Source organism: Scandinavium sp. (assembly GCF_036271055.1).
Taxonomy (GTDB): Bacteria; Pseudomonadota; Gammaproteobacteria; order Enterobacterales; family Enterobacteriaceae; genus Scandinavium.
This window is the reverse complement of the sequence record NZ_DATBBJ010000007.1, coordinates 12,237-25,250: the sequence shown is the minus strand read 5'-3', so window position 1 is coordinate 25,250 and position 13,014 is coordinate 12,237. Positions and strand designations below refer to the sequence as shown.

13 protein-coding genes and 1 other RNA gene are annotated in these 13,014 nt (G+C 53.7%); 5 read left to right on the top strand and 9 right to left on the bottom strand.

Annotated features, from left to right (window positions below; genetic code table 11):
• Positions 1–356: 356 nt before the first annotated feature.
• Genes ubiI through VH187_RS01010 form a run of 4 tightly spaced genes read right to left on the bottom strand, consistent with a single transcriptional unit; the run spans position 357 to position 4,651 of the window.
• Positions 357–1,559: an FAD-dependent 2-octaprenylphenol hydroxylase gene (gene ubiI / locus VH187_RS01025; protein WP_329699641.1), complete on the bottom strand. Its 1,203-nt coding sequence runs from the start codon at positions 1,557–1,559 to the stop codon at positions 357–359.
• A gap of 11 nt (positions 1,560–1,570) precedes the next feature.
• Positions 1,571–2,737: a 2-octaprenyl-6-methoxyphenyl hydroxylase gene (gene ubiH, locus VH187_RS01020; protein ID WP_329699640.1), complete on the bottom strand. Its 1,167-nt coding sequence runs from the start codon at positions 2,735–2,737 to the stop codon at positions 1,571–1,573.
• Positions 2,734–4,047, bottom strand: a complete 1,314-nt coding sequence (pepP, locus tag VH187_RS01015) for a Xaa-Pro aminopeptidase (RefSeq protein WP_329699639.1) — start codon at positions 4,045–4,047, stop codon at positions 2,734–2,736. Before pepP ends, ubiH begins: the two co-directional genes overlap by 4 nt.
• A gap of 25 nt (positions 4,048–4,072) precedes the next feature.
• Positions 4,073–4,651: a YecA/YgfB family protein gene (locus tag VH187_RS01010; protein WP_329699638.1), complete on the bottom strand. Its 579-nt coding sequence runs from the start codon at positions 4,649–4,651 to the stop codon at positions 4,073–4,075.
• A 167-nt stretch (positions 4,652–4,818) separates the two neighbouring features.
• Between VH187_RS01010 and zapA the strand changes: the two genes are divergently transcribed.
• The 3 genes from zapA (at position 4,819) to VH187_RS00995 (ending at position 5,989) form a co-directional block, all read left to right on the top strand.
• Entirely contained in the window at positions 4,819–5,148 is a 330-nt protein-coding gene (gene zapA / locus VH187_RS01005; protein WP_312628635.1) for a cell division protein ZapA, read from the top strand.
• Between the two features lie 41 nt (positions 5,149–5,189).
• A non-coding RNA gene (gene ssrS, locus VH187_RS01000) (6S RNA) lies at positions 5,190–5,373 on the top strand.
• Between the two features lie 19 nt (positions 5,374–5,392).
• The gene (locus VH187_RS00995) at positions 5,393–5,989 is read left to right on the top strand and encodes a 5-formyltetrahydrofolate cyclo-ligase (RefSeq protein ID WP_329699637.1); all 597 of its coding nucleotides are present in this window, start codon (positions 5,393–5,395) and stop codon (positions 5,987–5,989) included.
• 67 nt (positions 5,990–6,056) lie between these two features.
• Here VH187_RS00995 and serA read toward each other — a convergent pair whose 3' ends face one another.
• Both serA and rpiA read right to left on the bottom strand, forming a co-directional pair.
• The gene (serA, locus tag VH187_RS00990; RefSeq protein WP_329699636.1) at positions 6,057–7,289 is read right to left on the bottom strand and encodes a phosphoglycerate dehydrogenase; all 1,233 of its coding nucleotides are present in this window, start codon (positions 7,287–7,289) and stop codon (positions 6,057–6,059) included.
• Positions 7,290–7,551: 262 nt separating this feature from the next.
• A complete protein-coding gene (gene rpiA, locus VH187_RS00985) occupies positions 7,552–8,211 on the bottom strand; it encodes a ribose-5-phosphate isomerase RpiA (protein WP_329699635.1) in 660 nt (219 codons plus the stop codon).
• Between the two features lie 159 nt (positions 8,212–8,370).
• On the opposite strand from rpiA, the gene argP reads away from it, so the two are divergent.
• Positions 8,371–9,264 (top strand): DNA-binding transcriptional regulator ArgP, encoded by an 894-nt coding sequence (gene argP, locus VH187_RS00980; protein WP_329699634.1) that lies wholly within the window; start codon positions 8,371–8,373, stop codon positions 9,262–9,264.
• Positions 9,265–9,316: 52 nt separating this feature from the next.
• Here the strand turns inward: argP and VH187_RS00975 are convergent, their stop codons facing one another.
• Together VH187_RS00975 and argO are read right to left on the bottom strand one after the other, a co-directional pair.
• Complete coding sequence (locus VH187_RS00975) at positions 9,317–10,060, bottom strand: oxidative stress defense protein (protein ID WP_329699633.1); 744 nt, start codon at positions 10,058–10,060, stop codon at positions 9,317–9,319.
• 89 nt (positions 10,061–10,149) lie between these two features.
• Complete coding sequence (gene argO, locus VH187_RS00970; protein ID WP_329699632.1) at positions 10,150–10,785, bottom strand: arginine exporter ArgO; 636 nt, start codon at positions 10,783–10,785, stop codon at positions 10,150–10,152.
• 191 nt (positions 10,786–10,976) lie between these two features.
• On the opposite strand from argO, the gene dctP reads away from it, so the two are divergent.
• The gene (gene dctP / locus VH187_RS00965; protein ID WP_329699631.1) at positions 10,977–12,017 is read left to right on the top strand and encodes a TRAP transporter substrate-binding protein DctP; all 1,041 of its coding nucleotides are present in this window, start codon (positions 10,977–10,979) and stop codon (positions 12,015–12,017) included.
• A gap of 46 nt (positions 12,018–12,063) precedes the next feature.
• Here dctP and mscS read toward each other — a convergent pair whose 3' ends face one another.
• A complete protein-coding gene (gene mscS / locus VH187_RS00960; RefSeq protein WP_329699630.1) occupies positions 12,064–12,930 on the bottom strand; it encodes a small-conductance mechanosensitive channel MscS in 867 nt (288 codons plus the stop codon).
• Positions 12,931–13,014 lie beyond the last annotated feature (84 nt).

The window sequence follows — 13,014 nt, the reverse complement described above, 5'->3', positions numbered from 1 at the left end:
CAGCGTCGACACCGCTCCGGGCACCGACGCAAACGTTCTCTTTTGCCTGACGTTACCACCGAAAACCGCGGTAAACCATAAGGCAAAGCGAACCATCAGATTAGCTTATGACCAAAATGAGCCAAAAACTCTACAGAACGATCGACTGCCTTTCTGCGACTAATGCCACATAAAATTAACATTCATGATCAACATTTGGTGGAAGATGATATTTCGTGCGGGAAATTGGGCGGATTTTTCGTAGGGGATTTTTTGCAGCATTAATAAAACTAATGCGACAAAGTGAGTGAAATTAGATTATTTCAAATGAGGGATAATCACCCGGCGCGCTGGCCGGGTCGAAAAGTGTGATCGCGTTAACGCAACCAGTCTGGCAGATCGTTGAGTCCCATCGCCTGACGAATTAACTGAGGTTTTACCCCGGGTAGGGTATCTGCCAGTTTCAGGCCAATATCACGCAGCAGTTTCTTCGCCGGATTAACACCCGCGAATAACTCACGGAAGCCCTGCATACCCGCCAGCATCAGCGCGGCGCTGTGTTTACGGCTGCGTTCATAGCGACGCAGATAGAAGTGCTGCCCGAAATCTTTGCCCTGCGCATGCAGACGGCGAATTTCGTCGATGAGCTCTGCGGCATCCATAAAACCGAGGTTGACGCCTTGTCCGGCTAACGGGTGAATGGTGTGGGCGGCGTCGCCCACTAACGCCAGCCGATGCGCAGCAAACTGACGTGCGTAGCGCCCGGTCAAGGGGAACACCTGACGCTCGCTTTCCACTTTGCACAGGCCCAGGCGATTATCAAACGCGATGTTCAACGCCTGATTAAATGCTGCTTCATCGGCCTGCTGCATCTTCGCGGCTTCTTCCGGCGATAATGACCAGACGATGGAACACAGATGCGGGTCACTTAGCGGCAGAAACGCCAGAATGCCATCGCCATGAAACGCCTGACGCGCCACGGCCTGATGCGGTTCGTAAGTGCGAATGGTTGCCACCAACGCGTGATGACGATAATCCCACGACGTCAGCGGAATATCTGCTTTACCACGCAGCCATGAATGTGCGCCATCGGCCCCGATTACTAACCGCGCGGTCAGCATATTGCCGTCTTTAAGCGTGAGAAACGCTTCGTTTTCGCCCCACGCCACCTGCGCCAGTTCGGCGGGAGCCATCAGTGTGACGTCTTTACAGCGCTGCGCTTTTCGCCACAACGTATGGTGAATCACACCATTTTCAATAATATGCCCTAGATGGCTGTAGCCGAGGCTCGCATCGTCAAACGCGATACGGCCAAAACTGTCCTGATCCCACACTTCCATGCCGTGATAGCGGCTGGCGCGTTCGGCGACAATGTCATTCCATACATCGAGCTTCGACAGCAGTTTTTCGCTGGCGGCGTTGATGGCAGAGACACGCAGTTGCGGCGCGGAATCAGCCTCAATCGCCTGCGGCTGATGTTGTTCGATGACCGCGACGCGCAGTCCGCTGCCCTGTAGGCCACAAGCGACCGCGAGGCCAACCATTCCTCCACCGACGATAGCGATATCAACACTTTGCATTGTGAAACTCCTTATCTCGCTACCTGACCCAGGGTACGCTGCGCCAGCGCATCGCGCGCCGGAGTGAATAATTCCATCGCCATCAGCCCGACATTTCGCCCGGCCACCAGCGGTGCCCAGCGATTGGCGAACAGATGAACCAGACCGTCGGTCACGCCGATGGTTGCACTTTTATCGTCGGTTCGACGCTGTTGATATTGGCTTAACAGCGCGTAATCACCGGGATCGTTCGCCTGCGCCAGCATTTCTGCCAGTGACATGACGTCACGCAGACCTAAATTAAAGCCCTGCCCGGCAATCGGATGCAGGGTTTGCGCCGCGTTTCCGACCAGCGCCATGCGGTGCGATATCGCTCGATTTGCGGTAGTTAAGGAAAGCGGATAAACGTTGCGGCTGCCGCTTTGGGTGATGCGTCCAAGCCGCCAGCCAAAGGCTTGCTGGAGTTCGTTGCAGAAGCGTTCATCAGACCAACTCAGCACCTCATCACGGTTTTCAAGCTGATGACACCACACCAGCGAACAACGTCCGTCAGACATCGGTAACATCGCCAGCGGGCCGTGTTCGGTGAAGCGCTCAAATGCGCGCCCGTCATGCGGCACGGCGGTGCTCACATTGGCGATAATCGCTAACTGCTCGTAAGGCTGCTGCTGCCAGGCAATGCCACACTGTTCGCCGAGCGCAGAACGGGAACCGTCAGCGGCGACCAGCATTTTGCCGGTAAGCACATTGCCATTATCGAGAGTGACCTCGACGCTTTGCTGGCTGCGCGTAAAACTGTCGACTCGCGCCGGACAATGCAACGTCACGCCTGGCGCTTTGCGCAACAATTCAAACAGACGTTGGCCCACGTCATGCAATTCCACCACCTGACCCAACGCGGGAAGATGATAATCGTCGGCTTCCAGGGTGACGAAACCCGCATGCCCGCGATCGCTGACGTGAACGGTACGAATTGCCGTCGCGCAGTCGCGGATCGCTTGCCAAATGCCGACTCGCACCAATTGCTGACAAGTGCCGGCGGCTAACGCGATGGCTCGCGCATCAAAACCGGGATGCTGTTGTGAATCGGGCGCGACGGCTTCAATCAGATGTACGGGGACTTTGCCCGCGCTGAGATGCGAAATCGCCAGCGCCAGCGTCGCGCCAGTCATGCCGCCACCGACAATAATCACGCTCATTGTGCGTGTGCCGCCATCAGCGCCTCGATATCATCCGCGCGTTTAACGACGCTGGCGGTGAGATTTTCATTGCCGTTTTCGGTGATCACAATGTCATCTTCGATACGAATGCCGATGCCGCGATACTGCTCTGGCACGTCGGCGTCGGGTGCGATATACAGCCCCGGTTCAACGGTGAGCACCATGCCCGGTTCAAGTTCACGGGAACGATCCGGGCCATACTCACCCACATCGTGAACATCCATGCCCAGCCAGTGGCTGAGGCCATGCATGAAGAATTTTCGGTGCGCGTTGTCGGTGATCAACTGATCGATTTCACCATTGAGGATCCCGAGTTCGGCTAATCCGGTCACCATCACACGCACCACTTCGCCAGTCACTTCCTGCATCGTCGTGCCTGGGCGATAAAGTTTGAGCGCCGTTTCCAGTGATTCGAGCACGATGTCGTAAATTTCACGCTGTGCAGGGGTGAATTTGCCGTTCACCGGGAACGTGCGAGTGATGTCGCCTGCGTAACCGAGATATTCACAGCCCGCGTCGATCAGCACTAAATCACCGTCGCGCAGTGCAGATTCGTTTTCGGTGTAATGCAGAATGCAGCCGTTATCGCCGCCGCCCACAATGGTATTGTAGGAAGGATAACGCGCGCCATGACGGGTAAATTCATGATGAATTTCCCCTTCGAGCTGATATTCAAACATCCCCGGACGGCATTTTTCCATCGCCCGAGTGTGTGCCAGTGCGGAGATTTCCCCGGCCCGGCGCATGACGGCAATTTCTTCTGCTGATTTAAACAGACGCATTTCATGCACCAGCGGTCGCCAGTCAACGAGTGCCGCCGGGGCTTTCAGATTCTGGCGAGAGCCTTTGCGCAGTTTTTCCAGCGCGTTGAAGACGATGGTGTCGGCATACGCGTATTCACCCTGCGCGTGATACACCGCATCCAGACCGTTCAGCAGTTGATATAGCTGTTCGTCAATTTCAGTGAATGCCAGCGCACGATCGACGCCAAGTTTCGCCGGAGCGGCCTCTTGCCCAAGACGGCGACCAAACCAGATTTCAGCCGTCAGGTCGCGCACACGATTAAACAGCACGCTGTGGTTATGGGTGTCATCACTTTTAATCAGCACCAGTACGGCTTCCGGCTCGTGGAAGCCGGTGAAGTAGCTAAAATCGCTGCTTTGACGATATGGATATTCCGTGTCGGCGCTGCGAATGGCTTCCGGTGCGGCAAAAATCAACGCCGCGCTGCCTGCTGGCATCTGCGCCAGCAGTTTCTGCCGACGCTGAAGATACTCCTGCTGAGTCATGACACCCTCCTGAGCATGCTGATGATTAATGTAATGTCGGTTTGCGAACTTCGGGTGCGGTCGGCTGTTGATGCGTGAAGGTGTCGTGGCACAGCAATGAGGCTACGCGCACATACTCGATAATCTCTTCGAGCGACATCTCAAGCTCTTCCTGATCTTCGTCTTCATCATAACCAAGCTGAGCGATGTTTCGCAGATCGTCGATGGCTTCGCCGGTTTCGCCTTTTACTTTCTCAAGTTTAGGCTGCGTGACGCCCAGGCCCAGCAGGAAATGGTTTACCCATCCCGCCAACGCATCGGCACGCTCAAAGACGCTCACTTCATCGCCATCTGGCATGTAGAGCTGGAACTGGAAGCCTTCATCTTCCAGTGCGTCACTGGTGACCGCATGGATTTTTCGCAGGATCTCAGCCAACTCATGACCAAAGGCCATGCCTTCGTTGGTCAGGTCATGGACCAACGGCAGCCAACTGCTGTCTTTGTTGCCGCCACACAGCATGCCGCTAATCAAACCATGCATCTCGGCAGGTGTTAAGCCCACGCCCTGTTGGTTAAGTAACTGGTTCACATCGTTGTAACCAGGCATTTCGTTCTGTATAGACATGCGCATTCGTCGTCGTTGGAGGGAAGTTTCATGTTATGCTACCACTTTGGACCCTGGTGAACCAGAATTGGGCTTGTATGTTCACAGTGGGGTAGCTATAGTGTCGCCCCTTCGCGGGCCCCGATGCGGGCTGTGGAGGTTGCGCAGTCAATTAGCAGGAAGGTGGCATGTCTGCAGAACCCGTCGATATCCAAATTTTTGGCCGTTCACTACGTGTGAATTGCCCGCCTGAACAAAGGGATGCCCTTAATCAGGCTGCGGACGATCTGAATCAGCGGTTGCAAGATCTGAAAGAACGCACTAGAGTCACAAATACTGAACAGCTTGTGTTTATCGCCGCCCTGAATATCAGCTACGAGCTGACGCAGGAAAGAGCGAAAACGCGTGATTACGCTGCCAGTATGGAAACCCGAATTCGGATGCTCCAACAGACCATTGAACAGGCACTTCTCGATCAAGGTCGCACAACCGAAAAAACGGCTCCAAACTTTGAATAACACTTCATGGTTTACTATGGTAGAGTGACCCTGAAGACAAAATTTCTCTGAGATGTTCGCAAGCGGGCCAGTCCCCTGAGCCGATATTTCATACCACAAGAATGTGGCGCTCCACGGTTGGTGAGCATGCTCGGTTCGTCCGAGAAGCCTTAAGACTGTGACGACATATTCACCTTGAACCAAGGGTTCAAGGGTTACAGCCTGCGGCGGCATCTCGGAGATTCCCTACCCTCTTCTTACTACCATGACACTCGTCTCAAACACCTTCTCAGCCAGACAACACATTCGCCAAACTATTCGGCAGCATCGTCGCGCCCTTACACCCGAACAACAGCTGTATTTTGCCGACCAGGCCGCGAATCGAATGATGGCGTACACGCCGGTCATGATGGCCCATACCGTGGCACTGTTTCTCTCGTTCGACGGCGAACTCGATACGCGCCCGCTCATCGAACAACTGTGGCGCAGCGGTAAGAAAGTCTATCTGCCTGTTTTGCATCCTTTCAGCCCAGGTAATCTGCTGTTCCTTCATTACCATCCGCGCTCTGAACTGGTGGTTAACTGTCTGAAAATTCAGGAGCCGAAACTGGATGTGCGTGACGTTTTGCCACTCAATAAGCTGGATGTGCTGATTACACCGTTAGTTGCCTTTGACACACAAGGACAACGGCTCGGCATGGGTGGAGGCTTTTACGACAGGACGCTGCAAAACTGGCAGCGCTATGGCTTGCAGCCGGTCGGCTATGCGCATGATTGTCAGCAGGTGGATACATTGCCGGTTGAGAAGTGGGATATTCCGCTGCCTGCGGTGGTGACGCCTTCGAAAGTGTGGCAATGGTGAGTTTGTCGCCCGGTGGCGCACCGCCACCGGACACAATCCTGTAGGCCGGATCCACCCGGCGCGACAATCAGTACAGCAGACGAGCGCGGATGGTTCCCGGAATCGCCTTCATGCTTTGCAGCGCTTTTTCCGCCACATCTTCTTCCGCTTCAATATCAATAACCACATAGCCCATCTGCGGCGTGGTTTGCAGATACTGCGCGGCGATATTCACGCCCTGCTCAGCAAAAATCTGGTTAATCGCCGTCAGTACACCCGGGCGGTTTTCGTGGATATGCAGCAAACGACGCCCACCGTGTAGCGGCAGCGACACTTCCGGGAAGTTAACCGCTGACAGCGTTGAACCGTTGTCAGAGTATTTAGCCAGCTTACCCGCCACTTCCAGACCGATGTTTTCCTGCGCTTCCTGCGTGGAGCCACCAATGTGCGGCGTCAGGATAACGTTATCGAATTCACACAGTGGTGAGGTGAACGGATCGCTGTTGGTCGCCGGTTCCGTTGGGAACACGTCGACAGCCGCCCCGGCCAGATGCTTACGCGCCAGCGCATCGCACAACGCAGGAATATCGACCACCGTGCCACGTGCGGCGTTGATAAGCAGAGAGCCTGGCTTCATCAGCGCAATCTCTTCGGCACCCATCATATTTTTAGTCGATGCATTTTCCGGCACATGCAGACTCACCACGTCACTCATGTTCAGCAGATCAGAAAGATGCTGAACCTGTGTGGCGTTGCCGAGCGGCAGTTTGTTTTCGATATCGTAGAAGAAGACATGCATCCCCAACGATTCCGCGAGGATCCCAAGTTGCGTGCCGATGTGGCCGTAACCGATGATCCCTAATTTTTTGCCACGCGCTTCAAAGCTGCCCGACGCAAGTTTGTTCCAGATCCCACGGTGTGCTTTGGCGTTCGCTTCAGGAATACCACGCAGCAGCAGCAGCAGTTCACCAATCACCAGCTCAGCCACCGAACGCGTGTTAGAGAACGGGGCGTTAAACACAGGCACGCCACGTTTTGCCGCCGCGTTCAAATCGACCTGGTTGGTGCCGATACAGAAGCAACCGATCGCCACCAGTTTTTCTGCTGCCTGGATAATTTCTTCAGTCAATTGAGTACGGGAGCGCAGGCCGATGAAATGGGCATCACGGATCGACTCTTTCAGTTGCTCGGCGTCGAGCGCGCCTTTGTGAAATTCAATGTTGGTGTAGCCTGCCGCACGAAGATTATCGAGTGCTTTTTGATGCACGCCTTCCACCAGCAGAAACTTAATTTTGTCTTTTTCCAGTGATACCTTAGCCATTTCCCCGCCCTGTCTGTCTTGTATCGATGTTGTGGTGAACGAACGTCCACCCCAGCAACATATCAAAAAAAACTATTGCGGCAATATGAACGTTTGCGTCGGCATGCTGAAGGAATGTCATTCAGAGGAAAAAGGCAGCATAAAATGCTGGATGCAGGAAGAGTGGCAGGGTGTTAATCAGAAGTAGTCAATAAATGTGACACAAGTCACCGAATTTGGCCTGGTGAAAATTTTTACGGGAGCCAGAGCGGCTCCCGTCAGATCATTTGGTGATGGTTTTCACGCCATCAGCAGTACCAATCAGCGCCACATCCGCGCCACGGTTGGCGAACAGGCCGACGGTAACAACACCAGGAAGTGCATTGATCGCATTTTCCAGTGCGATGGCATCGAGGATCTCAAGACCGTGCACATCCAGAATCACGTTGCCGTTATCGGTCACGACATTTTGACGGTATTCCGGACGACCACCGAGTTTAACCAGTTCACGCGCCACTGCGCTGCGCGCCATTGGGATAACCTCAACCGGCAGCGGGAATTTACCCAGAATCGCGACTTGCTTGGACGCATCGGCGATACAGATAAACTTATCCGCAACCGAGGCAATGATTTTCTCACGCGTCAGCGCCGCGCCGCCGCCTTTGATCATCTGCATATGATCGTTAATCTCATCGGCACCATCAACGTAGACACCCAGGCTGTCCACTTCGTTGAGATCAAAAACGTGAATACCGAGGCTTTTCAGTTTTTCGGTAGAAGCGTCCGAGCTGGAAACCGCCCCTTCAATCTGACCTTTCATGGTCCCCAGCGCGTCGATAAAGTGCGCAGCGGTAGACCCGGTACCCACACCGACAATCGTGCCCGGTTGTACATATTGAAGTGCTGCCCAGCCAACTGCTTTTTTCAGTTCATCCTGCGTCATGATTTTTGCCTGTGATGTGATGGGATGCCGCGCATTATAGACCATTCACCATCGAAATGTCCTTGCAGAGGCTGACCCGAGCGCGCCAATTTCATTCTGTATCAAAGGTAAATTTATGTCATAGTGCGAGGAATAAACGATGAGGAGTCAGTCAGAGCAATGAAACGTCCGGACTACAGAACACTACAGGCATTGGATGCGGTTATTCGGGAACGCGGGTTTGAGCGCGCCGCACAAAAGCTGTGTATTACCCAGTCCGCCGTCTCTCAGCGAATCAAACAGCTGGAAAATATGTTCGGGCAGCCCTTGCTGGTGCGAACCGTTCCTCCTCGTCCGACCGAGCAAGGCCAGAAACTGTTGGCGCTGCTGCGTCAGGTTGAGCTGTTAGAAGAAGAGTGGCTGGGCGATGAGCAAACCGGCTCCACGCCGTTGCTGCTGTCACTGGCGGTCAACGCCGACAGTCTGGCAACCTGGCTGCTGCCCGCGCTTTCTACTGTGCTTTCTGATTCCCCGATTCGCCTGAACATTCAGGTTGAAGATGAAACCCGCACCCAGGAACGTCTGCGTCGCGGTGAAGTGGTCGGGGCGGTGAGTATTCAGCCACAGGCGTTGCCGAGCTGTCTGGTCGATCAACTCGGCGCGCTCGACTATCTGTTCGTCGCCTCAAAGTCATTTGCGCAACGTTACTTCCCCAACGGCGTAACGCGTTCGGCGCTGCTGAAAGCGCCAGTGGTGGCGTTTGACCATCTGGACGATATGCACCAGGCGTTTTTACAACAGCACTTCGATTTACCACCGGGCAGCGTGCCGTGTCATATCGTTAACTCATCAGAAGCCTTCGTGCAGTTAGCGCGTCAAGGCACCACCTGCTGTATGATCCCGCACCTGCAAATTGAACGTGAACTGGACAGCGGTGAGCTGATTGATCTGACGCCGGGTCTGTTCCAGCGCCGAATGCTGTTCTGGCACCGTTTTGCGCCAGAAAGCCGCATGATGCGCCGCGTCACCGATGCGCTGCTCGAATATGGGCACAAGGTTCTTCGTCAGGTTTGATCAAAAACGCCGGGTTTCCCCGGCGTTTTCATTTATAGAACGCGTAACTGAATTATTCCGCTTTCTTCTGTGGCTCAGCCTGTTGCTGTGTCGGCTCCAGTTGGAACACTACATCGACCTGGTCTTCAAACTGAATTGTCGGCTGCTCGTAGGTTTCCTGCGCGGAAGGCGCAGCGGCAGCATCCGCTTTCATCATACGAACCATTGGGCTCGGCTGATAGTTAGACACGTGATAACGCACGCTGTAGACCGGCCCCAGCTTGGCATTAAAGCCTGAAGCCAATTCCTGAGCCTGATGTACGGCGTCATCAATCGCCGCTTTACGGGCTTTATCTTTGAAAGATTCCGGTTGCGCAACGCCCAGGGAAACGGAACGAATTTCGTTCAGACCCGCTTTGAGCGCGCCATCTAACAATGAGTTCAGTTTATCCAACTGACGCAAAGTCACCTCAACGGTACGCACCGCGCGGTAACCTTTCAGAATGCTTTTGCCGTTCTGATAGTCGTAGTCTGGTTGGGTACGAAGATTGGCAGAACTGATGTCTTTTTTAGCGACGCCGTTTTGCTCAAGGAACGAGAGATATTGGGCCACGCGATCGTCGGCCTGCTTTTTCGCTGATGCGGCATCTTTCGCCGCCACATTGACTTCAATCGCCAGGGTTGCGATATCCGGCGCTGCATCAACGCTTGCCGTCCCGGAGGTCACAATGTGCGGCCCATCTGGCAATTCATTTGCCTGTACCGACATCGCACCGAATCCCACTAATGCCGCCAGGGCCATCACTTTAAACTTCATTGTCTTTTCTCCTTGTTACCTGGTCACCCGAAACAGGGCGCATGCCTGCAAGCTTAGCGTCTGAGGGCTAAATGTCCATCAGACAAGACCTAGTTGAATAAGGCCTGAAGATGGGCAATGCCGTCCTTTGCCAGTTGGAAGGCGATGAACCACATGACCAGGCCAACCAGCGTGTTGATAATTCGCTGCGCCCGCGCTGTGCGCAAACGCGGAGCCAGCCAGGCGGCTAAAAGCGCCAGACCAAAGAACCACAGGAACGAGGCGCTGACAGTCCCCAGCGCGAACCAGCGTTTTGGCTCTGCGCCCAACTGACCGCCCAGGCTTCCCAGCACCACAAAAGTATCCAGATACACATGGGGATTAAGCCAGGTCACCGCGAGCATCGTGACGATAAGCTTCCAGCGCCCCTGCTTCATCACTTCCGCGCTCGCCAGCTCAAGGTTGCTGCTCATCGCTGTTTTCAACGCGCCAAAACCATACCACAACAGAAACGCCACGCCGCCCCAGGTGACCAGTGCCATCAGCCACGGTGACTGCATCAACAGTGCGCTCCCGCCAAAAATCCCGGCACAAATCAACACTAAGTCACTGAGTGCGCAAAGAAAGGCAATCATGATGTGGTACTGACGGCGAATGCCCTGATTCATCACAAAAGCGTTCTGCGGCCCAAGTGGCAGGATCATGGCCGCGCCAAGGACAAGCCCCTGAAAATAATAAGATAACACGATATTTTTGCCTGTGAATGTTCGTCAATGGCGAGACTATACCGCGCACTTATCATTAGCGGAAATGGATAATTTTAATCGCTTATTAGCAGTATTAATAATGCCTATATATTGTGCTAAGACAGCTGCTCACTCAGACATTCAGATATACTGGCTACACAACTCGCTGCATTATTGCTCAAGGAAAGAACTTGAAATTCAAAGCATTTCCGCTTTACGGCATTACCCTTGCCCTCCTCTCGCTAGCTCCTTTCGTTCAGGCCGAAACCGTTTTGCGCTATACCGATCATGAGCCGCTAGGCAACATGCGCACTAAAGTCATCAATGATGTGTTCTTTAAGGCAATTGAACAGGAATCCCACGGGCACTTGCGCATTGAGCCGCACTGGAACGGTGAGCTGTCTGTCAGCTATGACGCGTTGAAAACCGTGAGCGAAGGTAAAATTGCCGATATGGGCATGGTGGTGCCAGAATACACCGCAGATCAGCTGCCACTGCACCAAATCTTTAAAAGCTTCCCATTGGGGCCTGATAACGGCGATAAGCAGGTAAAATTCTTCCATAAAACGTTCAGCCAGCTGCCACAGTTTTCCGCCGAGCTTGCGGCGAACAATCTGGTGAATCTGCAATTCTTTGTTGGCTATCCGGCGGCCTTCTTTTCCACCGACCCTAATCTTAAATTCGACCATCTGAACAACACCACCTGGCGCACCGCCAGCTTTTGGCATCAGGCCTATCTGGAAAATGCAGGCGCGAAAGTGGTCAAAATGCCCTGGAATGAACAGATAACCGATGCCCTGGCTAGCGGTAAGCTGAATGGACTGCTGGTTAATCTCGACAGCGGCGATGACATTAACGCCTGGAAAGCCGCGAAAGAAATTCGCGTATCGCAACGGTTATGGATGGGTCACGTTTATCTGTTAGCCATGAATAAACAGCGGTGGGAAAGTTTGTCTGCGGAAGATAAAGCGGCTATCCAACGCGCAGCCGTTCGCACAGAGAAAATCCTCGGCATTATGCTCGATAGCAGTTTGAAAAATATGTCTGAAGCGATGAGACAACATGGGGCGCATGTCAGCACGCTCACAGATGAAGAACTGAGTACCTGGCAGCACACCAGCCGCTATCAGCAAGTTCAGGCAGATTGGGTGGCCAAACAGGAAGCGAAAGGCGTAGAGAATGCCGGAACGACATTAAAAGCAGTCAGCGCCCTTCTCGAACAGGCGCAATAAACAATAAAGCCCGCGTTATTGCGGGCTTTCAACATTACAGCTATGGCTACGCCGCCTCTTGCTCTTGTTCCTTCACGCGTTTGAAATTCACATCCATCTGCGGGAACGGGAAGCTGATGCCGTTGGCATCGAAATCACGTTTTATGCGTTCAAGCACGTCCCAGTAAACGTTTTGCAAATCGCCGCTTTTACTCCAGGTCCGCACCACAAAATGCATCGCCGATGGCGCCAGTTCATTAAGACGCACGGTAATATCGCGATCTTTGAGGATACGCTCATCAGATTCGACGATATTGGTCAGCAGCTGTTTGACCTTATCGATGTCAGAATCATAAGCCACGCCAATGATGAATTCGTTACGGCGAACCGGTTCGCGGGAAAAGTTGATGATGTTCCCGGCAATGATTTTACCGTTCGGGATAACCACGATTTTGCCGTCGATAGTACGCATGGTGGTGGAGAAAATCTGCACGTTGAGCACGGTTCCTGCGACACCGCCGAGATCAACATATTCACCCGCGCGGAACGGACGGAACATCACCAGCAGTACACCAGCGGCCAGGTTGGACAGCGAACCCTGCAACGCCAGACCCACAGCCAAACCGGCTGCACCCAACACGGCAATAACCGAAGCGGTTTGCACCCCGACACGCCCCAGTGCAGCAATCAGCGTAAAGGCAATAATCGCGTAGCGCAGCATCGCTGACAGAAAATCCGCCACGGTGGCATCAATCTGGCGTGCACGCATGACACGGTTTACTGCGTTGGACACCAGCCGGGCAACAATCATCCCGACGATGATAATGGCGATGGCCGCGACGATATTCACCGCATAGCTCAGCAGCAACGCCTGATTACGTACCAGCCACGAACCGGCACTGTTGATGCTGCCAACAACATTCAAATCTTCCATCTGATCATCCTTATAACAACCCAAACGGGGAGTAAAAATCGACAAACCTGTAAAAAGGCAGTTCGTTAAGGGTAAGCAAGAATC

What these genes read in the sequence shown, in the direction of transcription:
- ubiI (WP_329699641.1), bottom strand. Translation starts at nt 1,559, where the DNA reads ATGCAAAGTGTTGATATCGCTATCGTCGGTGGAGGAATGGTTGGCCTC.
- ubiH (WP_329699640.1), bottom strand. Translation starts at nt 2,737, where the DNA reads ATGAGCGTGATTATTGTCGGTGGCGGCATGACTGGCGCGACGCTGGCG.
- pepP (WP_329699639.1), bottom strand. Translation starts at nt 4,047, where the DNA reads ATGACTCAGCAGGAGTATCTTCAGCGTCGGCAGAAACTGCTGGCGCAG.
- VH187_RS01010 (WP_329699638.1), bottom strand. Translation starts at nt 4,651, where the DNA reads ATGTCTATACAGAACGAAATGCCTGGTTACAACGATGTGAACCAGTTA.
- zapA (WP_312628635.1), top strand. Translation starts at nt 4,819, where the DNA reads ATGTCTGCAGAACCCGTCGATATCCAAATTTTTGGCCGTTCACTACGT.
- VH187_RS00995 (WP_329699637.1), top strand. Translation starts at nt 5,393, where the DNA reads ATGACACTCGTCTCAAACACCTTCTCAGCCAGACAACACATTCGCCAA.
- serA (WP_329699636.1), bottom strand. Translation starts at nt 7,289, where the DNA reads ATGGCTAAGGTATCACTGGAAAAAGACAAAATTAAGTTTCTGCTGGTG.
- rpiA (WP_329699635.1), bottom strand. Translation starts at nt 8,211, where the DNA reads ATGACGCAGGATGAACTGAAAAAAGCAGTTGGCTGGGCAGCACTTCAA.
- argP (WP_329699634.1), top strand. Translation starts at nt 8,371, where the DNA reads ATGAAACGTCCGGACTACAGAACACTACAGGCATTGGATGCGGTTATT.
- VH187_RS00975 (WP_329699633.1), bottom strand. Translation starts at nt 10,060, where the DNA reads ATGAAGTTTAAAGTGATGGCCCTGGCGGCATTAGTGGGATTCGGTGCG.
- mscS (WP_329699630.1), bottom strand. Translation starts at nt 12,930, where the DNA reads ATGGAAGATTTGAATGTTGTTGGCAGCATCAACAGTGCCGGTTCGTGG.